15 protein-coding genes are annotated in these 22,725 nt (G+C 73.3%); 4 read left to right on the top strand and 11 right to left on the bottom strand.

Going from position 1 to position 22,725, the window contains the following annotated elements; translation table 11 throughout:
* Nucleotides 1–9: 9 nt before the first annotated feature.
* The 11 genes from ACQUFX_RS18550 to asnB form a co-directional block, all read right to left on the bottom strand.
* Nucleotides 10–1,152, bottom strand: coding sequence for a GNAT family N-acetyltransferase (locus ACQUFX_RS18550; RefSeq protein ID WP_428961606.1), 1,143 nt, complete (start codon nt 1,150–1,152; stop codon nt 10–12).
* Entirely contained in the window at nt 1,142–2,533 is a 1,392-nt protein-coding gene (locus ACQUFX_RS18555) for a M20/M25/M40 family metallo-hydrolase (protein ID WP_428961607.1), read from the bottom strand. Before ACQUFX_RS18555 ends, ACQUFX_RS18550 begins: the two co-directional genes overlap by 11 nt.
* A complete protein-coding gene (locus ACQUFX_RS18560) occupies nt 2,533–3,702 on the bottom strand; it encodes an aminotransferase class I/II-fold pyridoxal phosphate-dependent enzyme (RefSeq protein WP_428961608.1) in 1,170 nt (389 codons plus the stop codon). The genes ACQUFX_RS18555 and ACQUFX_RS18560 overlap by 1 nt, the downstream gene beginning before the upstream one ends.
* Nucleotides 3,703–3,706: 4 nt before the next feature.
* Complete coding sequence (locus ACQUFX_RS18565) at nt 3,707–4,537, bottom strand: 2,3,4,5-tetrahydropyridine-2,6-dicarboxylate N-succinyltransferase (protein ID WP_428961609.1); 831 nt, start codon at nt 4,535–4,537, stop codon at nt 3,707–3,709.
* Nucleotides 4,534–5,787 (bottom strand): diaminopimelate decarboxylase, encoded by a 1,254-nt coding sequence (locus ACQUFX_RS18570; RefSeq protein ID WP_428961610.1) that lies wholly within the window; start codon nt 5,785–5,787, stop codon nt 4,534–4,536. The genes ACQUFX_RS18565 and ACQUFX_RS18570 overlap by 4 nt, the downstream gene beginning before the upstream one ends.
* Nucleotide 5,788: 1 nt before the next feature.
* The gene (locus tag ACQUFX_RS18575; RefSeq protein WP_428961611.1) at nt 5,789–6,490 is read right to left on the bottom strand and encodes a class I SAM-dependent methyltransferase; all 702 of its coding nucleotides are present in this window, start codon (nt 6,488–6,490) and stop codon (nt 5,789–5,791) included.
* Nucleotides 6,490–7,857 (bottom strand): hypothetical protein, encoded by a 1,368-nt coding sequence (locus ACQUFX_RS18580; protein WP_428961612.1) that lies wholly within the window; start codon nt 7,855–7,857, stop codon nt 6,490–6,492. Before ACQUFX_RS18580 ends, ACQUFX_RS18575 begins: the two co-directional genes overlap by 1 nt.
* A gap of 42 nt (nt 7,858–7,899) precedes the next feature.
* Nucleotides 7,900–9,732, bottom strand: coding sequence for a GNAT family N-acetyltransferase (locus ACQUFX_RS18585; protein ID WP_428961613.1), 1,833 nt, complete (start codon nt 9,730–9,732; stop codon nt 7,900–7,902).
* A complete protein-coding gene (locus ACQUFX_RS18590; protein WP_428961614.1) occupies nt 9,729–11,339 on the bottom strand; it encodes a GMC family oxidoreductase in 1,611 nt (536 codons plus the stop codon). Before ACQUFX_RS18590 ends, ACQUFX_RS18585 begins: the two co-directional genes overlap by 4 nt.
* 2 nt (nt 11,340–11,341) lie before the next feature.
* Nucleotides 11,342–12,190 (bottom strand): TauD/TfdA dioxygenase family protein, encoded by an 849-nt coding sequence (locus ACQUFX_RS18595; RefSeq protein WP_428961615.1) that lies wholly within the window; start codon nt 12,188–12,190, stop codon nt 11,342–11,344.
* A 61-nt stretch (nt 12,191–12,251) separates the two neighbouring features.
* Nucleotides 12,252–14,087 (bottom strand): asparagine synthase (glutamine-hydrolyzing), encoded by a 1,836-nt coding sequence (asnB, locus tag ACQUFX_RS18600; RefSeq protein WP_428961616.1) that lies wholly within the window; start codon nt 14,085–14,087, stop codon nt 12,252–12,254.
* A gap of 989 nt (nt 14,088–15,076) precedes the next feature.
* Here asnB and ACQUFX_RS18605 point away from each other — a divergent pair.
* From ACQUFX_RS18605 to ACQUFX_RS18620, 4 genes are all read left to right on the top strand, one after another.
* Nucleotides 15,077–15,904, top strand: coding sequence for a DUF72 domain-containing protein (locus ACQUFX_RS18605; RefSeq protein WP_428966998.1), 828 nt, complete (start codon nt 15,077–15,079; stop codon nt 15,902–15,904).
* Nucleotides 15,905–16,365: 461 nt separating this feature from the next.
* Complete coding sequence (locus tag ACQUFX_RS18610; RefSeq protein ID WP_428961617.1) at nt 16,366–18,717, top strand: tetratricopeptide repeat protein; 2,352 nt, start codon at nt 16,366–16,368, stop codon at nt 18,715–18,717.
* Nucleotides 18,704–20,632, top strand: coding sequence for an MFS transporter (locus ACQUFX_RS18615; protein WP_428961618.1), 1,929 nt, complete (start codon nt 18,704–18,706; stop codon nt 20,630–20,632). The genes ACQUFX_RS18610 and ACQUFX_RS18615 overlap by 14 nt, the downstream gene beginning before the upstream one ends.
* Nucleotides 20,629–22,704, top strand: coding sequence for a prolyl oligopeptidase family serine peptidase (locus ACQUFX_RS18620; RefSeq protein WP_428961619.1), 2,076 nt, complete (start codon nt 20,629–20,631; stop codon nt 22,702–22,704). The genes ACQUFX_RS18615 and ACQUFX_RS18620 overlap by 4 nt, the downstream gene beginning before the upstream one ends.
* Nucleotides 22,705–22,725: the final 21 nt, after the last annotated feature.

Consider the following 22,725-nt stretch of genomic DNA (forward strand, 5'->3'; position numbering starts at 1 on the left):
CCTTACACCTCAGGCGGTGCCGGCCTCGACGGCTTGCGGGAAGGGCCTGGTGAGCGCCTCCCGCCAGGAATCCTCCAGCGGCTGCGGGGACACCACCGTCGACCAGAGCCCGTGCACCTGGGCGCCGCGCAGCACCTTGCCCTGGTAGCTGCCCGCGCCGAGGGCGACGGCCCGCAAACCGTTGGCGAGCGCGTGCCGGACGGGGGCGTAGACGGCCAGGTTGAAGTAGGCGAACGGGGACGCGTCGGCGTTGAACCCGGCGGACCGGGAGTAGAGCATGTCGCCGTGCGCGTAGCAGAGGGTGAAGCCGTTGATCCGCCCGTCGCGCTCGTCCACGAAGACCACGCTGCCCTCGCCGAGGTGCTTGTCCTGGAGGGCGAAGTACCGGCCGACCTCCTCGTCGGTGATATCCGCGCCGAACTTGCGCTGGTGCCCGCCGAGCAGCGGGGACACCTCGGTCAGCACCTCCGCGAGCCGGTACTGCCCGAGGTGGGTGCCGGAGTCGGCGAAGGCGGTCACCTCCTTGCGCAGCTTGCTCCGCCGGGCGCTGGGGAACCGGGACAGGTAGCCCTCGAAGTCGGTCGCGCCGTCCAGCGCGACGGTCGCCTCCGCCGAGGTGGCGATGACCGGGGCGGTCCCGCCCCAGACCGTGGCGACCCGTTGCGCCTCCTCCTTCGGCAGGTACATGAAGGCGGTCGTCCGGGCGCCCAGGTCGGCGGCGAGGTCGCGGCAGCGGTCCAGCAGGGCCCGGGTCACCACGGTCCGGGCCTCGTCGCCGAGGTGCGGGGCGAGGAGCAGGTCGCCGTGGTACCCGCTGCACCCGCCCACCAGCAGCACCGGGAACCAGCGCTCGGCGGCGCCGGCCGGGTCGCAGTGCGGGGCGAGAAACATCCGGACCGGGTCGTACCAGGTGGTGAACCGGGTGGGGACCTCGGTCATCAGGTACGTCGCCACCGCGCCGACCAGCGCGCCGTCGGCGTCGTACGCCAGCACGTAGCCGGGGCGCAGGTCCGCGAAGTACTCCTCCGCCCAGTGCAGCCACCCGTGGCTCTGGTAGAGCTGGGCCCGCGCCGCCAGCGGCGTCCACTGCTCCCGGGGCACGTCCCCGATCGTCGGCACGGTGGTGAGCCGGAGCTGCGGGTCAGCGGACATGCGGATGACTCCGTCCTGACAGGAGGGTGTGGAAGCAGTCGGCACCGAAGTCCAGGGCGGCCAGCGAGATGCGCTCGTCGGCCTGGTGCAGGCGGTCACGGTATCCGACGGGGGCCCCGGCCGGCAGCGGGAACCACCCGAAACACTGGATGCCGAGTTGGCTGAAGAGCCGGGCGTCGGTGGAGGCGGTGGTCAGCACGGGTACCGGCGTCCCCGCCGGGTCGTGCGCCCGCAGCGCGGCCACCAGCCGGTCGTACCCCTCGTCGAACCGGGGCGCGGGGCTGATCTCGCCCTCGACGAAGAGGTCCAGGTCGGCGTCGGGGCCGGTCCGGGCCCGGAGCTGGTCGAGGAACCAGCTCGTCGGGTACTCCCCGGGCAGGACCCGGCCGTCGACCTCCACGGTGATCTCGGCGGGGTGCACGTTGGTGCCGGTGCCGCCGCGCAGCACCGTGGCGCTCACCGTGTGCCGCACGACCGAGCGCAGGTAGCGGGCCGTCGTGTCGGGCAGCCCGTCGAGGGCGCCGGGGTCGGTCGGGTCGGCGTGGAACGCGGCCACCCGGGCGCCCATCCCGGGTGGCAGGGCGGCGGCCAGGTCGGTCAGCATCCGGTGCGCCACCGGGGTCATCTCCACCCCGAGCCCACCGCCGGAGATGGCGGCGAGGAACCGGGTGAGCTGCCCCACCGCCGAGCCCGGCCCGGTGACCCGGGAGGCGTGCCCGCCCGGCCCCCGGAAGGTGACCCGTACCCAGCAGGTGCGTTTCTCCGCCACCACCACCGGGTGCAGGCGCGCGTGGTCGCCGAGCCCCAGCTCCGCGCCGCCGTCCTCGCCGACGGCGTACCGGACCCCGGTGAAGAGGTACGGGTGGTCGCGGACCAGCAGCCGCGCCCCGGCGTCGCTGCCGGTCTCCTCGTCGGAGACCACCGCCAGGATGACGTCACCACGCGGTCGTTCCCCGGCGTCGGACATGCGCAGCACCGCCGCGAGCATCATCGCCAGGTGCCCCTTCATGTCGACCGCGCCCCGGCCCCACAGCTCCCCGTCGACGATCTCCCCGTCGAACGGCGGCCGGGTCCACGGCTGGCCGGTCACCGGCACCACGTCCACGTGGGCGTGCAGCAGCAGTGGCGGTTCCAGGCCCCGGCCGGGCAGCCGCGCCACCAGGTTGGGGCGGGCCGGGTCACCCAGCAGCCGGGTCTCCAGACCGGCGTCGGCCAGCAGGTCGCGGACCCAGCCGACGCACTCGGCCTCGGCGCCCGGCGGGTTCGTCGTGACGAACCGGACCAGGTGCTGCGCGATGGCCGCCGGCGACCGTAGCGCCCGACCCGACCCGGCCGTGCCGGCGGGGCGCAGCGCCCCCGCGAGCTGTTCCGGAGCCACCATCAGAGTCCCTCCCGGAGCCGGGTCAGGGCCGTCTCGATCCGGGCCCCGTCGTGCACGAGCGCGATCCGCAGGTGGCCCACGCCGGGACTGCCGCCGTCGGCGTCGGCCACGGCGAGGAACCGGCCCGGCATGACGGTGAGCGCCTGCTCCCGCCACAGCCGGCGGGCGGTGGCGGTGTCGTCGGCGACCGGCAGCCAGCAGAAGAAGCCGGCCTGGGCCCGCCGGTACCCGGGGACGTCCTTGAGCAGGTCGTCGGCGCGGTCCCAGGTGCGGGACAGGGCGGCGCGAGCCTGCGCCACGTGCGCGTCGTCGGCCCAGAGCGCCGTGGCCACGGCGCAGACCGGACGGGGCAGCGGCACCCCGCAGGTGCGGTTGTACTCGGCGTACGCGGTGACGGTCGCCGGGTCCCCCACCACGAACCCGCTGCGCAGGCCGGGTGCCCCGGACCGCTTGGAGAGGCTGTGCACGACCGCGAACGGCACGTCCCGCACGGCGTCGGCGACCACCGACAGGTAGCCGGGCGGCGGGGTGCCGAGCCACAGGTCGATGTAGCACTCGTCGACCACCAGCACCGCGTCGGCCCGCGCGGCGAGGTCGGCGAGCTGCCGCAGGTAGGTCGGGGTCCGGGTCTCGCCGCGCGGGTTGCCCGGATGGCAGACCACGATCGCCGCGACCCGGCCCGGCTCGGCGTCGACCGCCGCCGCGAGGTCGTCGCCGGTGTGGAAGACCGGCCGGGCGCGGGCCGCCTCGGTGGCGGCCAGGTAGGTCGGGTACCCGGGGTTGGGCAGCACCACCACCGGGTCGGTGACGCCCCGCGCCGCCGCCCGGCCGACGGCCTGGGCGATGAGCACCGCCAGGGCCTGCTTGGTGCCCGGGGTCGGCTCGACGGCGAGGTCCGCGAACGGGTCACCGGGCGACCCGGCCGGTGGCGGGTCCGCGCCGAAGCGGCGGCGCAGCCAGCCCCGGTACGCGTCCCGCAGCTCGGCCGGACCGCCGAGTTCCGGGTACCGGGTCCAGCCGTCCACCCCGGCCAGCACGGCGGTGTCGATCGGCGGGGTGACCAGCCGGGACTCCCCCAGGTGCAGCGGGATCGGGTCGAGCCCGGCCGGCGGCGGGACGTCGGCCAGGAGGTCCCGCAGCCGAGCGAAGGCGTTGCGCGTACCGGGCACCGGCTCAGTCCCGGACCAGGTCGTTGAGGGCCGTCTTGCCCCGGGTCCGCTCGTCGGCGTACTTGACGATGACGGCGGCGTACACGGACAGGCCCGGCTGCTGCGCGGTGGCCCGCGCACCGGCCACCACCACGGCGTTCTCCGGCACCTCGCCGTAGGTCACCTCGCCGGTGGCCCGGTCCACGATGGGCGTGGAGCGGCCCAGGTAGACGCCCATGCCGATGACCGCGCCGGTGCGTACCCGGACCCCCTCGGCCACCTCGCTGCGGGCGCCGACGAAGACGTCGTCCTCGATCACCACCGGGTTGTCCCCGATCGGTTCGAGGACCCCGCCGATGCCCGCGCCGCCGGAGATGTGGCACCGCTCGCCGATCTGGGCGCAGGAGCCGACGGTGGCCCAGGTGTCCACCATCGTGCCCGCCCCCACGTACGCGCCGACGTTGACGAAGGAGGGCATCAGCACCGCCCCGGGGGCGACGTACGCGCCGTACCGGACCACCGCGCCCGGCACCACCCGCAGCCGGGACTTCTCGAAGTCGCCCTCCTCCCACTCCTCGAACTTCAGCGGCACCTTGTCGTACGTCTTCGGCCGGCCCGGCCCGGCCTGCGCGGCGGCGTTCGGGTGGGTCAGGAAGGACAGCAGGATCACCTGCTTGACGTACGGGTCGACGACCCAGTCGCCGTCCTGGGGCCGGGCGGCGCGCAGCTCGCCCCGGTCCAGCCGGGCCATGCCGTCGGTCACGTACGGCCGCAGCGCCGTCACCTCGTCCGGCGTCAGCCGGTCCCGCCGGGCGAAGGCGTCCCCGACGTACTGCCGGGCCTGCGCGTCACTCACCTGGTCACCTCCATGATCGGGGCGGGCGTCCAGCGGGCCGTGGCGAGGTAGTCGTCGAAGGTCTCCGCGCGGCGGATCTCGACCACCTCCCCCGCCGTGGTCAGCATCAGCTCGGCCGGTCGCAGCCGCCCGTTGTACGTGAAGCCCATCGCGTGCCCGTGCGCCCCGGTGTCGTGGACCAGCGCGACGTCCCCCTCGACCGGCGCGGGCAGCAGCCGGTCGATGCCGAACTTGTCGTTGTTCTCGCAGAGCGAGCCCACCACGTCGACGAGCGTCTCCGGCCGCCCGTCGGCGAACGGCAGGCTGATGTGGTGGTACGCGCCGTAGTAGCCGGGACGCATCAGCGCGGACATCGAGGCGTCCACCCCGACGACGTCCTGCCCCTTGCGGCACCGGTTGGTCACCCGGGTGACCAGCACCCCGTGCGGGCCGGTCACGTACCGGCCGAACTCGGAGACGACGCGCGGCCGGTGGTGCCCGAAGACCCGCCGCCGGGCGGCCAGGATCGCCGCCGCGTACGCCCGGAAGTCGATCGGCTGCTCCCCCGGCCGGTACGGGATGCCGAGCCCGCCGCCGATGTTGACGTACTCCAGCTCGATGCCGGTGTCGGCGGCGAGCCGCGCGGCCAGTTCGACCACGTCGACGGCGGCCCGCACCGCCCGGTCGAGGTCCAGCTCGTTGGCGCAGATCATCCCGTGGATGCCGAACCGCCGCGCGCCCCGGCCGCGGGCCTGGCGGTAGGTGTCGGCCAACTCGTCCACCGGCACCCCGAACTTCGAGTGCGCGGCGCTGCCCATCAGGGTGGAGCGGGCCGCCACGCCGTGCGGGGCGACCCGGAACGCGACCACCTCCGGCAGGCGTTCGGCCTTGTCCAGCATGGTCCGGTCGTCGAAGGTGATCACCGCGCCGGCCTTGAGCGCCTGCTCGTACTCGGCGACGGTGGTGTTGTTGGAGGTGAAGACGACGTCGTCGCCACCGGCGCCCAGCCGTTCGGCCAGCTCCAGCTCGACCGGGGAGGCGCAGTCCAGCCCGCTGCCCTCGGCCAGCAGGGTGCTCAGCACGGCGGGGTTGGGCAGCGCCTTCACCGCGAAGTACTGCCGGTACGGCTCGGTGCCGAAGGCCCCGACCATGTCCCGGTACGTGTCGACGATGCCCTGCTGGTCGTAGATGTGGAACGGGGTGCCGTAGCCGGCGACCAGCTCCGGCAGCAGGGGCAGCAGCCGCCCGGCGAACGCCTCGGACAGCGGCATGTCAGGGCACCCGGGCGACGCAGACGGTGCGGTTGCGCAACCCGCTGATCGGCCGCAGGTACGGGAAGTAGTAGCTCTCCACCGGGGCGAAGCCGAAGCGGGTCAGCTCGGTCTGGAGGTACTCGCGGGAGACGAACCAGAACCCGGCGACCCGCTCGTGCGGCGCGAAGTCGACCTCCGGCTCGTACGGCGCGTCGTTGGAGAAGACCACGTACGCCCCGGAGCGCAGGTTCAGCTCCGCCAGCTTCGCCAGGGCCGGCGTGGCGGCCTCCTCGGCGGTGAAGACGTGCCCGAGGAAACCGTCGGCGTAGAGCACGTCGACGTCGGCCACGTCGGCCGGCTTGAGGTCGAAGTAGTCCGCCACGACGGCGTCCACCCCCTTGGCCCGGGACAGCGCGACCGCCTCGTCGTTGTAGTCGATGCCGCGGACGGTCCGCTGCATGGCGACCAGGTCGCCCTCGACGAAGCCGTTGCCGCAGCCGAGGGAGTAGACGGTGCCGGTGGTCGAGGTCAGCGACAGCAGCTTGAGCGCCATGTGCGACCGGTACTCCGGCACGTACGTCGAGGGGGTGACGGAGTCGTTGAACGCCTTGCCCTGCTCCCAGATGGCGTAGATGGTGCCCTCGGAGGTGCCGTCGACGGACCGGTGCGCGCTGTAGTACTCGCGGACCTGCGCGAGGTTCTGCTCGACCTTGATGATCACTACCGGTTCTCCCCAACGGCCGTGGTGTGCGGTTGTCCGTACTCGACCGACCCCGCCGGGCGGGCGCGCAGCTCGTCGACGAGCGGGCGCAGCACCTCGGCGTTGGCCGGGCCGTGGTTGCGGTACAGCTTGAGGGCCAGGTCGGCCTCCCCGGCGAGCAGGAAGTCGGCCAGCACCCGGGCGAGCGAGCGCAGGCCGGCCAGCACCACGCTGGCCTCGCCGGCCAGCCGGGCGCCGTCGGGCGCCAGCGCCCCGACCTGCACGAGGTACGACAGTTGCAGGTACATGCCGTCGCTGTCGGGGAAGTGGCCCAGCCCCCGGCTGACGTAGCGCAGGCACTCGGCGAGGTAGTAGGCGAGCACGTCGGCGGGGGCGAGCCCGAGCCGCTCGGCCCAGACCTCGGTGAGGATCAGGACGCCGAAGACGTCGGCGGCGACCTCCTGGAGCACCACCGACGCCCACCGGTCGGCGGTGTTGAGCGCCGCGAAGCTGGTGGCGGGCCGCTGGACGAAGTGCCCGAACTCGTGGCTGAGCACGCCGAGGGTGGGGATCGCGGCGAACCGTGGCGCGTCGGGCTCGAACGGCGTGTCGAAGGCGAGGAACTCGGCGGCCAGCGGCGCGGAGACGCCCCGGACCAGCGCCGCGTGGGTGTTGGTGAAGTAGTACGTCTTCTTGAACGGCGAGTACTTCACCCCCTCGTCCTCGGGCAGGAAGTACGCGATGTGCTTGGGGTGCAGGTCGCCCTCGCCGGCCATGAAGAACAGCTCCGTCGCGCCGAACGCGGGCAGCTCGCCCAGGCGCAGGTCGGCGTGGAGCCGGGTCAGGTACGGCGGGACGTCCGGCAGGAACTCCAGCGCCCGCGTCACGTCGGCGTGCCGCTGCTCGTCGCGGCGGCAGGCGAAGGCGGTCGGCAGGCCCCGCAGGTCCTTGCCGTACCAGGTGGAAACCTGGCCGGCGACCAGCGTCACCTCCTCCTCCAGGCCGGCCAGCTCCTTGAGGATGTGCTCCTCGTAGCCGTGCTCGACGGCGTCGGCGCGCAGCAGGGCGGCCCGCCGGTCGGTCTCGCCCGGCAGGTGCCCGGCGACCCGGCGCACCGCCGCGGCCACGGCGGCCGGGTCGGCGAACCGGCGGCGCTCGGCGATGCCGTGCTCCTTGGCGTGCGCCCACTCGGCGTCGACGGCGGCACGGAGCTGCGCCAGGGCGGCCGGGAACTCCGCGCCGAGGTCCGGGGTGCCCGCCGCCAGGTCCACCGGGATCAGGTCGTACGTGCTGGTCGGTGGCCAGTGGGCGGCCCGGTGGTCGCGGTACGCGCCGGCCTGGGTCAGGTTGGCGGCGTGGTCGAAGCGGTCGCGGGGGGTGTCAGGCACGCGGGTGTCCCTTCTCGACGGCGGTACGGCCCGGGGAGGTGGTCACGGGGCGACGGTGAAGAAGCGGTTGTCCCGCTCCCACTCGCGGATGAGGGCGTGGTCGGCGGCCAGGACGTCGACGTCCGGGTGGGTCATGAAGACGATCCCGGGGCTGCTGAAGAGGTCGGCGGTGCGGCTGACCCGGTCACCGGGCTTCGGGGCCCGCTGCACCCAGGTCCGGCTGCGCAGGGTGGCGAGCAGCTCGGTGTAGCGCGACTCGGTCACCACCCCCTCCTGGGCGGAGATGAACTGCACCTGCCACAGCGGGTACGCGTGGCCGGGCTGGGCGTCGGCGTACCGCTCGACGAAGGCCGGCCCCTCGACGACGACGTTGGTGACCAGGTCGAGCATGCTGGCCCCGACCGCGTACGCGGCGGCCTCCCGGTGCAGCCCGCCGGAGAGCCGGGACGCGCTCTCGACCAGGGTGGGGGTCCCGTCCGGCGCGACCATCAACTCCGTGTGGTGGGCGCCGTACCGGGTGCCGAGGGCGTCGAGGACCCCGTGCACGTACTCGACGATCTCCTTCATCTCCGGCTGGGTGGGGTCGCAGAGCACGCTGCGGTCGTAGAGCCAGCCGCCGCCGGGCACCCGGATCTTCTCCGTCCGCCAGATCTCGGTGACGACGTGCCGGCCGTTGCCGCTGACGCCGTTGATGAAGTACTCCTGCCCGGTCAGGAACCGCTGGGCGAGCACCGCGTCGTTGCGCCCGCCCATCTGGTTGGTCGCGCCGTGCAGGCGGCGGAAGGCCACGGTCAGCTCGTCCACGTCGGCGCAGAAGACCACCGCGTCGGTACCGGAGCTGGAGGTCGGCTTGAGCACCACCGGCCACGCCCCGGCGTCGGCCCACCCGACGAGCCCGTCGAGGTCGTGCGCCAGGTAGTGGTTTATGCTGCGCAGCCCGGCCGCCTTGAGCCGGTTGTGCATCTCGTACTTGTCGCGGCGGGCCAGGCTGCTCTCCGGGCTGTTGCCGGGCAGGCCGAGGGCGTCGGCCAGCAGGTCGGCGACGATCACCCCGCTCTCCGAGCCGGGCAGCACCGCCGCCGGCCGGTGCCGGGCCAGCTCGGCGACGGTCGCGGCCACGTCCCCGGTGAAGGTGACCAGGTCGAGGTAGTCGTCGGCGTTGAAGGTGCGCAGGAAGTACGGCGACAGGTCGGGGCTGCTCAGCACGTGCACGCACTGCCAGCCGCGTTCCCGCAGCACCCCGGGGAGCCGCGCCCCGGACGAGTAGCCGTCGACCACCACCAGCACCGGCTGCCGCGTCGTGTCCATCCCAGTCCCCTCTTCCTGTCGCTGTCCCGTCGGTGGCCCGTCCAGGGCCTTCTCCATGAAGATGCTGAGCGGGTCGTCGGGGTAGTCGCCGAAGCGTCCCCGCTCGACGTAGCCGAGCCGGCGGTACAGGCCCACCGCCTCGGGTTGGCTCGTCCCGGTCTCCAGCCGCACCAGCGGCACGCCCGCCTCGCGCGCCCACTCCTCCAGGGCGGCGAGGATCGCCAGCCCGATCCCCCGCCGCCGCGCGCCGGGGGCCACGAACATCCGTTTCACCTCGGCGTAGGTGTCGTCGACCCGGGCCACGGCACCGCAGCCGAGCAGCCCGCCGTCGGCCGCGTCGCGGGCCACCAGGAACCGCACCCGGGGGCCGCGCAGCTCGTCCACCGGCAGCATGTGCACGCTCTGCGCCGGGTACAACGAGTGCGCGTACTCCTCGGAGCGGCGCAGCAGGTCCGCCACGTCGGGGCTGTCCGGGTCGCCGGGTGCGACCACGAAGGCCGCGTCGCCGGGCCCGGCGACGAACGCCGGGTCACCCGCCGGGGCGGGCGGCGGCGGGCCGGCGGTCACGGGGCGACCCCGGCCCGGTGGTCCTGGCGGACCAGCGCCGCGCCCTTCTCGCCGATCATCATGCTGGCCGCGTTGGTGTTGCCCGAGATCATCGTGGGCATCACGGACGCGTCGATCACCCGCAGGCCGTGCACCCCGTGCACGCGCAGCCGCTGGTCGACCACCGCGCCCGGGTCGTCGCCCATCCGGCAGGTGCCGACCGGGTGGTAGGAGGTGTCCCCCTTGGTCCGCGCGTACGCCAGCAGGTCCTCGTCGGTGTGCACGTCCGGGCCGGGCTGGGTCTCGAACTCCCGGTACGCGTCCAGCGCCGCGCCCTCGACGATCCGCCGGGCGATCCGCATCCCCGCCACCAGCGTGGTCCGGTCGTACGGGGTGTCCAGGAACCGGGGCCGGATCGCCGGCGGCTGGTCCGGGTCGGCGGAGCGGATGTGGATCGAGCCGCGCGACTCGGGGCGCAGCGGGTAGACGCCGACGGTCATCCCGGGCCGGGTGTCCAGCCGGCGGGTGTTGCCCGCGCCGTAGCTGGCCGGGGCGAAGTGGAACTGGACGTCCGGCCGGTCCAGGTCGTCGGAGGTGCGGACGAAGCCGTGGCCGAGTGCGATGGGGAGGCTGAGCAGCCCCCGCCGGGTCCCCAGGTACCGCAGCACCTCCCCGGCGAGGCGCAGGCCGCGCGAGCGCTCGTTGAAGGTGATCGGCTTGCGGACCCGCCAGCGCAGCCGGGCCGCGAAGTGGTCGCGGAAGTTCTCCCCGACGCCGGGCAGGTGGTGCACCACCGGGACGCCGGCCCGCTTCAGCACCTCGGCCGCGCCGATGCCGGAGAGCTCCAGCAGCTGCGGCGACTGCACGGTGCCGGCGCTGAGGATCACCTCCCGCCCGCAGGTCGCCTGCCGCTCGGCGTCACCGTGCCGGTAGGTCAACCCGACGCAGCGGGTGCCGTCGAAGCGCAGCCGGGCGACGTGCGCGCCGGTGAGCACGGTCAGGTTGGGCCGGCGGCGGGCCGGCGCGAGGTACCCGCCCAGCGCCGACGAGCGCCGGCCGCCCTCGTGGTTGACCTGGTAGTAGCCGAAGCCCTCCTGGTCGCCGGAGTTGTAGTCCGGGTTCCGCGGGTACCCGGCCTGCCCCGCCGCGGTGAGGAAGGCGTCGCAGATCTCGTCGCGGTCGCGGGGCAGGCCGACCGCGATCGGCCCGTCCTTGCCCCGGCTCTCCCCGCCGATCCCGCCGGCCCGTTCCATGCTGCGGAAGTACGGCAGCACACCGGCCCAGGACCAGTCGGTGTTGCCCAGCGCCGCCCAGTCGTCGTAGTCCTGCCGCTGGCCCCGGACGTAGATCATGCCGTTGATGGCGTTGGACCCGCCGAGCAGCCGGCCCCGGGGGATGCGCAGGGTCCGCCCGTTCAGCGTCGGGTCGGCGTCGGTGTCGAAGCACCAGTCGTAGCGCGGGTTGCCCATCAGGATCGTCTCGGCCGCCGGGATGGACAGCAGCGGGCTGCGCCGCTCCCGGCCGGACTCCAGCAGCAGCACACTGACCGACGGGTCCTCGGTGAGCCGGCCGGCGAGCACGCACCCGGCGGCTCCCGCGCCCACCACGATGTAGTCGTACGTCGTCATGGTCAGGCGGCGGCCGGCCGGCCGGCGGCGATGGTGGTCCGGTGCAGCAGCCGGCGGTGCGCCACGTGGTCGTAGTAGGTGGCGCGGTGCATGGCGCTGCGGTTGTCCCAGAGCACGATGTCCCCCGGCCGCCACTTGTGGCAGTACGTGAACTGCGGCTGCACGGAGAACTCCTGGAGGAAGGTGACCAGCGGGGCGCTCTCCTCCTCGGACATCCCCTCGATCCGCCACGGCACGTTGCCGCCGACGTAGAGCGTCTTGCGGCCGGTGACGTCGTGCCGGCGGACCACCGGGTGGCTCACGTCGACCCACTCGGCGCGTTCCTGCTCGGTGGGGGCGGGCCGGTCCGGGTAGTTGTACGGCCGCGACTGGACCCGGCTGATCACCACCCGCAGGTTCTCGATGCGGTCCTTGACCCGCTGCGGCAGGGCCTCGTAGGCGGTGTACATGTTGGCGTACCAGGTGTCGCCGCCGACCGGGGGCACCTCGATCGCGTACAGCATCGAGCCGACCGGCGGGGTGGTGAGGTAGTGGCCGTCGGTGTGCCAGACCCGCCCGCTGTAGGCGGAGCCGATCGGCTTGCCGTCGCGGGTGAGGTTGGACAGGAGCAGGATCTCCGGGTACTCGACGTCGTTGAACTGGGAGCGGGTGTAGGCGAACACCTCGCCGAACCGGCGGGTGAAGGCGATGTGCTGCTCCGGGGTCATCTTCTGGTCGCGGAAGAGCAACACGGCGGTGTCCATCCACGCCTGGTGGATGCGGTCGAACTCGCGGTCGGAGATGTCGCCGGTGACATCGATCCCACGGATCTCGGTGCCGACGCCCTCGGCGAGGGGGACCAGTTCGAGCATGGGACTGCCTACCTTTCTGCCGGGTGGGTCACGCGCGGTGCGCGGGGGCCGCACCGGGTCGTCATCGGACCGCCACGCCGTTCTCCTCGATCCAGGCCCGCATCTCCACGAGCTGGATGAGCAGGTGGGCGGGGCTGGCGCCGCCCGGCAGCTCGGAGCTGAGCTGATCGGCGGCGATCTGCCCGATGAGGTCGTTGAGCCGGGCGGTGTCGAACATCCAGCCGACGGGGGACGCCGGGTCGTTGGCGATCCAGGTCGCCTCCCGGATCAGGGACTCGTCGTACTGCGGGCTCTGCACGTGCGGGTAGGCGCTCTTGCGCCGGTTGCGGGTGCCCGCCGGGAGCAGGTCGGCCATCGCCGCCTTGAGCAGCCCCTTCACCCCGCCGGTCGACTTCATCGACCAGGGCACGTTCCACAGGTACTCGACCAGCCGGTGGTCGCAGAACGGGACCCGGACCTCCAGGCCGTGGGCCATGCTCATGCGTTCCTTGCGGTCCAGGATCACCGCGAGCGGCCCGGACATGCCGAGGTAGAAGACCTCCCGCATCCGGGCGTCCGCCGGGTCCTCGCCGGGCAGCTTCGGCACCCGGGCGAGCAGTTCGTGGTACCGGTCCCGCTCGTCCTGCTCGGGGCGGACGACGTCGCGCAGTTCCGGGGAGAGGTAGTCGACCAGCCGGGGGCCGTCACCGATCCAGGGGAAGGTGTCGCGCCCGACCCGGTCCGCCTTGAAGAAGTACGGGTACCCGCCGAGGAACTCGTCGGCCGCCTCCCCGGTCAGGGCGACCACGCTGCGCTCGCGCATCTGCTGGAAGATCAGGTACATCGAGGCGTCGAACTGGCCCCAGCCGGGCAGGTCGCGGGCGCGGCGGGTGGCCGGGATGGCGGCCAGCAAATCGGCCACGCTCGCGGTGAGGGTGTGGTGCCGGGTGCCGATGAACTCGGCCGCCGCCGCCGCGTACGGCGCGTCCACGTCCGGCCGGAGCTCGGTCGGGGTGAAGTGCGCCGGGTCGCTGGCGAACTCGACGCAGTAGGTGTCGAGCTGCCGGCCGCTGCGGCGCAGCAACTGGGTCGCCAGGGCCGCGATCGAGGTGGAGTCGACCCCGCCGGAGAGCATCGCGCCGCCGGGGACACCGGTGGCGAGCTGCCGGCCGACCACGTCCTCCAGGAGTTCCCGCAGGTGCGCCGCGGTCTTGTCGAAGGACTCGTGGTGCGGCGCGCTGGTCAGCTCCCAGTACCGGCGGGTGGTGGTCCCGGCGTCGGAGCAGGTGACGATCTCGGCCGGGGCCACCTCGCGCAGGCCCACCAGCGGGGTCTCCCCGGGCATGGTGAGGCGCGGCTGGAGCACGATCGGCAGCGCGGACAGCTCCAGCCGGGGGGTGAAGCGCGGGTTCGCCAGGATGCCCTTGGGCTCGGTGGCGAAGACCACCCCGCCGGCGTACCCGTGGTAGTAGAGCGGCTTGAGGCCGAGCCGGTCCCGGGCGAGCAGCAGCCGGCGGGTCCGGCCGTCCCAGACGGCGACGGTGAACATCCCGTCGAGCCGTTCGACGAACCGGTCCCCCCAGATGAGGTACGCCTGGAGCAGGAGTTCGCAGGTCGCGCCGGAGCGGGGGGTGCCGCCCGCCGACTCGACCTCGCGGCGCAGTTCCCCGGTGTTGTAGATCGGCCCGGCCACGACGAGCGCGACGGCCGCGTCGCCGAGATCCAGTCGGGCCAGCAGTCCGCCGTCCTCGACCGCCCCGGTGTCCAGGCCCCGGTACCCGAACCCGGCGTGCGCCGACAGCCACACCCCGGCGCTGTCCGGGCCACGGTGCCGCATGGTCCCGGTCATCGCCTCCAGAATGTCCGACCGCGTACCGATGTCACGACGAAAGTCGATCCAGCCGACTATTCCACTCATCCGTTGATCTCCTGTACGCGCACCACGTACGAATGCGGTGGCCGCTCCGGTTCAGAGGGCCCGGCCCTCACCTACGGGTCATTTCCGGCACTTACCGCCACCCGCCGGACCGGCGCACGCCGAGCCCGCCGCGCGAGGTCGGCAGCGACAAAAGGGAGGACACCGTCGTCCACGAAATTCCCGGCCACACCGCCGGTTCGACATCACCCCATTAGGGGTGGACCGATTCATGATCGTGCAGCTACCGCGACCGCGTCGTCGACGGCTCGCCGGTCGTCACGCCCTGCCCGGCCCGAGCCACTGACCAGGCAAGATCAGCCACTCACGGCGGGCGCACCGATCATCGGCGACTGCCCGGCGCGGTCGGCACGTCCTGGTTGAGCACCGTCAAGACCATCCCCCACCCCGCTCGCCCCGGCACGCAGAATTGACGTACCAGAAACCTGCCCGTAAAACAGTAGCCGCCAATCCGTCGTCCCGTACGTGCCGGAATCCCGACACCTGCAACGACCTGCGGTTACACACCGGACCGAGTGAAGTTTTAATACCGCAGGCCGGAACGAACTCATAATGACCTCCGTCGGTACGCAGCACAAGAGGCCAAAATCCACGTACCGCATGATGGGACACCCTCGTCACAGCCGAGCATTTACGCAGGCCAGGCCGGCTGAGCGAGGTCAAGACGAGGGGATTTCCGGTCCGGCGCGGTAGGCCCGTTCACCAACGAACGGCACGCAATCCACCTCGGACGGACCTGTCGGACACCGGCGGTACCTCGCCGACACCGACGACGGATCGACCGACACCGGCGTACCGGCTGGCGGCGGGGCCGCGACGCCGGTCCGGGGCCACGCGACGCCCGGACGGGGGCAGCCGGATACCGTACCTCCGGCGCGGTCGGCGGCCCGACGGACGGGGCCGGGGCGGGTGCGCGGGGTGCCCGGTGGGTGGGAGGGGACGAGGTGCGGCGGTTGCACGTGGGCTGCGCGATGTGGACGCACACCTCCTGGCAGGGGCGGCTGCTGGCGCACCCGCTGCCGGCCCGCGACCGGCTGCGGCACTACGCGGGCTGGTGCGACGCGGTCGAGGGGAACACGACCTTCTACGCGACCCCGAGCCGGGAGACCGTGGCATCCTGGGCCGAACAGACCGACCCCGACTTCCGGTTCGTGCTCAAGCTGCCCAAGGTCGTCACGCACGAACGCCGACTCGGCGATGTGACCGAGCCGATGCGCGCCTTCCTCGCGGCGATCGAGCCGCTCGGGCCCCGCACGCACGCCCTCTGGATCCAACTGCCCGCGTCGTTCGCTCCCGCCGACCTCCCCGTGCTCACCCGGTTCCTGCGCCGGCTGCCCGACCCGTACCGCCCCGCCGTGGAGGTCCGCCATCCGGCCTTCTTCACCAACCCCCGCTCGACGCGGCTGCTCGAAGGCGTGCTCGCCGACGCGACCGCCGAGTGGATCCCGTTCGACACCACCGCGCTCTTCCAGGACCGGCCGACCAGCGACGCGGAGCGGGACGCCTGGACCAAGAAGCCCCGCACGCCGCTGCGGACCCACGCGCTGACCGACCGGCCGATCGTGCGCTACCTCGGGCGCGACGACACCGCCCGGACCGTCGCGGGCTGGCAGCACTGGATCGACGCCTGCGTCGACTGGCTGCGCGAGGGCCGCTCCCCCACCGTCTTCGTGCACACCCCGGACAACGCCGACGCCCCGGTGCTCGCCCGCCGCTTCCACGACGAGGTACGGGCCCGGGTGCCCGACCTGCCGCCCCCGCCCGAGCCGATCCCGGCCGAGCCGTCGACCCTGTTCTGACCGGCCCGGGACGCGGTCCAGGGTTTCTGTCGCTTGTACGACTCGCCGTCACTCTGCGTGAGATGCGGGCCGTCCCGCAGCCGCGGCGGGCACCCCCACCGACCCACCCGCCCGCCGCACCGATCTGGCGCGTCGCGCGGACGCCGACGGCGACCGGGTCCGCCGTCCCCCGGACCGCCGCGTACTCACGGGGCGTGTCGAATTGTTTCGGGCAGATGTCCTCACCCGCCTCCACAATTGCACCTACTTGACTCCGGAGCGAGCCGCACCACACACTGACGAAAATCACGTGCTTCAATATCATGGTGGGGGGTGAAACATGAAGGTCAAGGTCGCCGAGAAGCAGGAGACGGTCCGCACCACCACGCCGTACGTCGCCGGCTAGGCGAAGCCCGTGGGGGCCCGTCGAATGCGGGCCCCCACCCCTGACCGAAACATTCCGGCCCCTGGGGGAGCCCTGCATGACCACCCACCATTCCCGCGTCCGCCCCGCTCTCTTTCCGGCCCTGGACGACGCGCGCCGGCAACTGGCCGCGCGGGAGCCGGACGGCCCCGTGTTCCTGCTGGTCACCGCGCCGGACGGCAGCGGGAAGGCGGACACGGTCCACGCCTGGCTCGCCGCCGGGGGCGACGGGCGGCCGGCGGATCGTGTGGTGTCCGGCAGCGGCGACAAGCTGACCCACGGCTACTTCGCCGGTTTCCAGCCGTTGGTGGATCACGCGCTGGCCGTCGCGGAGGTCGAGCATCCCGATCTCGTGGCGAATGCGGAGCAGTCCCTCAAACGATTCTTCCCGCTCCGGGAATCCCCCGCCTACCGGACTCCGCGGGACCTCACCGGAATTGCCAGCCGGGAGGAGCGTACCCGCTTCTACTTCCACGACTACCAGGGCAAGCTGCTGAACGGCCTGTACGAGTTCCTGGACGCTTTCCTCGCGGTCACCCCGCAGCCCTACACGCTGGTCGTCGACAACGCCGAACGGCTGTCGCCCACCGTGTCGCAGTTCCTCGACATCGTCGCCCGACGCCGGACGCTGAGCCGGCGGCTGACGATCGTGCTGCTGGTCGACGGCGAGCCGGACGTCGCCCTCGCCGAACACGGCGTGCGGGTCACCCTGCCGCCGCTGACCCGCGCCGAGGCCCGGGAGACGATCCTCGGCTGGGGGTTCGCCGCCCCGGCCGCCAAGCAGGTGGACAACCTGTGGCGGCTCGCGCAGGGCCGGCCGGCCCGCCTCTCGGCGCTGATGCGCTGCGCCGAGCGGAACGTGACGATGCCCGGGTACCTGACCTTCGAGACGCACCTCGACCTCTACCTGAGCCTGCTCGGCGAGCGGGCCCGGTACGACCTGCTGACCGGGTACGTCCGCGAGCACTGCGCCGACGACGACCCGGTCGCGGTCCGCAACTACGAGACCTTCGACGCCGGCACCCGGGAACGCGTCCACCGGGAGGTGCTCGCCGACCTGGCGGGGACCCCGGAGGAGATCGTCCACCCGGTGCACCACTGCGGGCTGCGGGACGCCGCCGACCGGATGGTGGCGCTGGCCCCGCTGTCGATCTCGCTCCAGGAGATCGGGCTCTACAACACCTGGTTCGACCTGTTCTCCCGGTACTGGGCGGACCCGCAGCTACGGACCCTGCCCGGGGGCGGGCAACCGCACAACCTGGTCTACCTGCGCATGGCCTTCGTGCTGTACTCGCTCAAGCTCGCGCACGTGTCGATCCCGTACCTGGACACCTTCTACCACCACTTCCCGCAGAGCTTCTACACGCCCACGGTGCTCTACTCGCAGAGCATGGCGCACGGGCGGTACCAGACCCCACCGGACCTGGTCACCGCCGAACGGTTCGCGCTGCTCAACCTGGAACGGATCAGCAGCGACTTCCGGGACCACCCGAAGTACGAGTACATCAAGGTCTTCGCGGAGAACGCGCTGGCCTACATCCGCGCCCGGCAGGGCCGGCTGGACGAGGCGCTGACCCTCTGCACCGAGGGCATGGCGCGGATGCAGCGGATCTACGGCGACGACCGGTACGCGCTGCACCAGTCGATCCTGGTCTACAACACCGCCCAGATCTACGAACTGGTCAAGGACCACGACCGGGCGTACGAGGTGTACCAGCGGACCATCAGCCTCGACCCGAACTACGGCGAGTACGCCAACGACCTGGCCAACATGCTGCAACGCATCGGGCGGCACGAGGAGGCGCTGGCGTACTACGAGCGAGCCCTGGCGCTCTGCCCGCCGTACTACGAGGCGCACCTCAACCGCGCCCGGCTGTACGTGCAGACCGGCGAGACCGCCGCCGCCGAGGCCGACTTCCGGCGGGTGGTGGAACTCAACCCCGAGGAGGCCCGCGCCCACCTCGGGCTCGGCACCCTCCAGCTCAAGCGGGGCGACGCCGCCGGGGCGCTGGCCAGCCTCGACGCCGCCGTCTACCACGACCCCGGCAACGCGCAGGCGTGGAACAACCGGGGGCTGGCGCTGGTCGAGCTCGGCCGGGCCGACGAGGCGGAGCAGAGCCTGCGGACGGCGGTGGACCGCGATCCCCGGTTCGCCGAGGGCTGGAACAACCTCGCCCACGTCCTGCACACCAACGGTCGACTCGTCGAGGCGCTGCACTGCCTGGACCACTCGGTGCGGCTCTCCGACGACCCGGACTACGCCTACAACCGGGCCCTGCTCCGCCTGGAGTCGGGTGACCCGGCCGGGGCGCAGGCGGACACCGCGCTCGCCGCCGAGCGGGGCGCGGACGCCGCCGACCTGACCGAGCTGCGTACCCGGTTGTCCAGGGTCACCGGTGCCCGCCGCTGAGCACCCCGACCGGCCGGGACACGTGCCGCTCCGGACGCTGCTGGCCGCGTACGCGGTCAGCCAGTTCGGCAACTGGCTGTTCCGCACGGCGGTCGTCTACTACGCGTACAACCAGAACCGGGGCTCGAACGCGGTGCTCACCACCGCGATCGTGCTGGTGTACCTGCCCGTCCTGTTCGGCTCACGGCTGCTCGCGCCGCTGGCCGACCGCAGCGACACCCGGCGTACCCTCATCGGGTTGGACGTGCTGCGGGCCGTGGTGCTGGTCGGCCTGCTCGGCGCGGTGCTCGCCGGCATCGGGTCGACCAGCGCCGTCACCATCGGCGTGCTGGCCTTCCTCAGCCTGCTGACCCCCTTCTTCACCGCCTCCCAGACGGCCTACCTGCGGCGGGTGCTGCCGACCGAGCGCCTCGCCCCGGCGCTCGCCGCGGTGTCCACGGTCGACTGGTGGATGTTCGTGCTGGGCACCGCCGCCGGGCCGCTGGTGTTGCAGGTCAGCGACCTGCCCACGCTGATCGTCGTGGACGTGGCCACCTTCGTCGTCTCCGCGCTGCTGCTGGTCCGGCTCATACCCGCCCCCGTGCCGGCCGCCGGTCCCCGAGACGGCGCGGCGGCCGGCGCGTCGCGCCACCGGCTGAGCGTGAGCAGCCGGTGGCTGCTGCTCGGGGTCTTCGCGCTCAACGCCGGGGCCGGGCTGATCAACGTCTACCCGAACGTGGTCGCCCGCAACTTCCTCGGCGGCGGGGCCACCTGGTTGAGCGTCATCAACCTGGCCAACGGCATCGGGGCCGTGGTCGGCGCCACCCTCGTCGGCCGCCTCGGCACCCGGCACGGCCTGCGGCCCGGGGTACTCGCCGCGGCGGTCGTCGCGCTCGCCCTGGCGGGCATGACCTTCGTGACCACGCCCTGGGTCGCGGTGCTGGCGAGTTCCGTGATGCTGCTGGCCGGGCAGGTGTTCGCGGTCGTCTTCCAGACCCGGATCCTGGCGAACGAGCCGGTCGCGGTGGCGGGCCGGGTGTCCGGCCTGTTCACGCTGGGGACGTTCGCCGGGGTCACCCTCAGCGTCGCCCTCTTCCTCGGCCTCACCAGCATCGGCCCGCTGCGCGGCACCTTCACCGTCCTGCTGCTCGTCGGCGCCGCCTCGGCCCTGGCCGCGACGCTCGTCGGGCTCGCCGCCGCGCGCCGCCACGGCAACACCGCCCGCGCACCCGCCGGGTCCGCGCCCCCCGTGACGCCGGAGCCCGACGCGCCGGAGCCGGACGAGGTGGCGGTGACCGACGCGGTGGCGGACGCGGTGCTGGTCCGGCAGGCGGGCCGGGCCTTCGCCACCGGCGTCACCGTCGCCTCGACGGTCGACGCCGGGGTTCCGCACGCCACGACGGTGAACTCCTTCGTCACCGTCTCGCTCGATCCGCCGCTGGTGCTGGTCTGCGTGAAGCGCGGTTCCCGGCTGGAGTCGATGCTCGGCGCGCAGGCACCGCTGGGCGTCACCATCCTCGCCGCCGACCAGCGGGACACCGCCCGGTCCTTCGCCCGCAGCGACCGGCCGACCGGCACGGGACAGTTCGAGGGCTACCCCTGGCAGCCGGGCGCGCTCACCGGGGCACCCCTGCTGGCCGGCGGCAGCGCCTGGCTCGAATGCCGGGTCCACCGTGTGGTGCCCGCCGGGGACCACTCGATCGTGCTGGCCCGGGTCCTGTCGTTCACCCGGTCGGACAAGCACGGGCAGACCCCCCTGGTCTTCTTCGGTGGCGGGTTCCACACGCTGCCCGACGCACCGGCCACACCGGCCGGGGAGCCGGTGGGAGGGGAACGGGCGGGTGGGGTGCCGGACCCGTCGCACGGGCAGCCGTCGCACGGGCAACTGTCGGCCGACGGTCCGGTGCCGATCGGGCGGGCGGGAGCGCAGCGATGAGCCTGCGGTACCCGCCCGCCCGGCGGGAGGCCCGCACCGAGAAACTGCACGGGCACCTGGTCGAGGACCCGTACCGGTGGTTGGAGGACCCGGCCGACCCGGAGACCCGGCGCTGGGCCGACGCGCAGCGCGCCCTGTGCGACCGCGAGCTGGACGGCCTGCCGGGCCGGGCCGCGCTGCGCGACCGGGTCGCCGACCTGCTGCGGACCGGCAGTGTGGGCACGCCGGTCTGGCGGGGCGGGCGGCGGTTCCACACCCGCCGGCTCCCCGCGCAGGAACGGGCCGTGCTGCTCACCGTGGACCCCGACGGGACGGAACGCGTCCTGCTCGACCCGACACGCCTGGACCCCGCCGGTGACACCACCCTCGACTCCTGGCACCCCGACCCGACCGGCGGCCGGCTCGCCTACAAGGTCTCCCGGGGCGGCACCGAGGAGTCCCTGCTGCACGTGCTCGACGTGGCGTCCGGCGCGGTGCTGGAGGGCCCGATAGCGCGCGTACGCCACGCGGCGATCGCCTGGCTGCCCGACGGCACCGCCTACTACTACGTCCGGCAGCTACCCGGCGACGGCGCGGCCGGGGCCGGCCCGGGGCGGCGGGTCTACCTGCACCGGGTCGGTACCGACCCGGAGGCCGACGACGTGCTGGTCTTCGGGGACGGGCTGCCCGACACCGCCGACTACGGCATCCTGGTCAGCGGGGACGGGCGCTGGCTGAGCCTCGGCGTCTCCCACGGTACGGAGAACCGCAGCGACCTGTGGCTCGGCGACCTGTCGGCGGGTACCCCGCAGCGGCCGGCGTTCCGACCGGTGCAGGTGGGCGTCGACGCCGACACCGGCCTGTACCTGTGGCGCGACGGCCGGGCGTACCTGTTCACCGACCGGGACGCGCCGCGCTCGCGGCTCTGCGTCGCCGACCCGGCCGACCTGTCCTACCGGGCGTGGCGGGACCTGGTCGCCGAGGACCCGGAGGCGGTGCTGTCGGACTTCGCCATCCTCGACGGCCCGGAACTCGACCGGCCCCGGCTCCTGGTCGGCTGGACACGGCACGCCGTCAACGACGTCACCGTTCACGACCTGGCGACCGGGGAGCGGCTCGGCACCGTGCCGCTGCCCGGCGTCGGGGCGATCGGCGGGCTCTTCGAGCGGCCCGAGGGCGGCCACGAGGCGTGGTTCTCCTACACCGACAGCAGCACGCCGGGCACGATCCTGCGGTACGACGCGCGCACCGGGGTCACCGACGTGTGGGCGGCCACCCCCGGCCTGGTGGCGGTGCCGCAGGTCCGCAGCTCGCAGGTCAGCTACCGGTCGGCCGACGGGACGACGGTACGCATGCTGGTCGTCGAGCCGGTCGGCCGCGCCGGGCCCCGGCCGACGGTGCTCTTCGGGTACGGCGGGTTCGGCTCGTCGCTGGTGCCCGCGTACGACCCGGCGATCCTGGCCTGGGTCGGGGCCGGCGGCGTCTACGCGGTGGCGAACCTGCGCGGCGGCGGCGAGGAGGGCGAACAGTGGCACCGCGCCGGGATGAGGGAACACAAGCAGAACGTCTTCGACGACTTCCACGCCGCCGCCGGGGCCCTGATCGACGGCGGCTGGACCACCCGGGACCAGCTCGGCGCGTACGGCGGGTCCAACGGGGGGCTGCTGGTGGGGGCGGCGCTGGTGCAGCGGCCCGACCTGTACCGGGCGGTGGTGTGCGAGGCGCCGCTGCTGGACATGGCACGGTACGAACGGTTCGGGATGGGCCGGCTGTGGGCCGGCGAGTACGGCTCGGCCGACGATCCGGACGAGGTCGGCTGGCTGCTCGGCTACTCCCCGTACCACCACGTCCGTCCCGGGGTGGCGTACCCCGCCGTCCTGTTCGCGGTCGCCGAGAACGACGCCCGGGTCGACCCGATGCACGCCCGGAAGATGTGCGCCGCCCTCCAACACGCGACCACGGCAACGGCACCGATCCTGATCCGCAGCGAATTCGAGGCGGGACACACGAACCGGTCGACGAGCCGGGCGGCGGATCTGGTGACCGATACACTCGCCTTTCTCGCCCGGCACACCGGACTGCGTCTGCCCTGACGCGTCCGGGAGACAGCCGTA

The organism is Micromonospora fluostatini, from assembly GCF_050410825.1.
Classification (GTDB): domain Bacteria; phylum Actinomycetota; class Actinomycetes; order Mycobacteriales; family Micromonosporaceae; genus Micromonospora; species Micromonospora rosaria.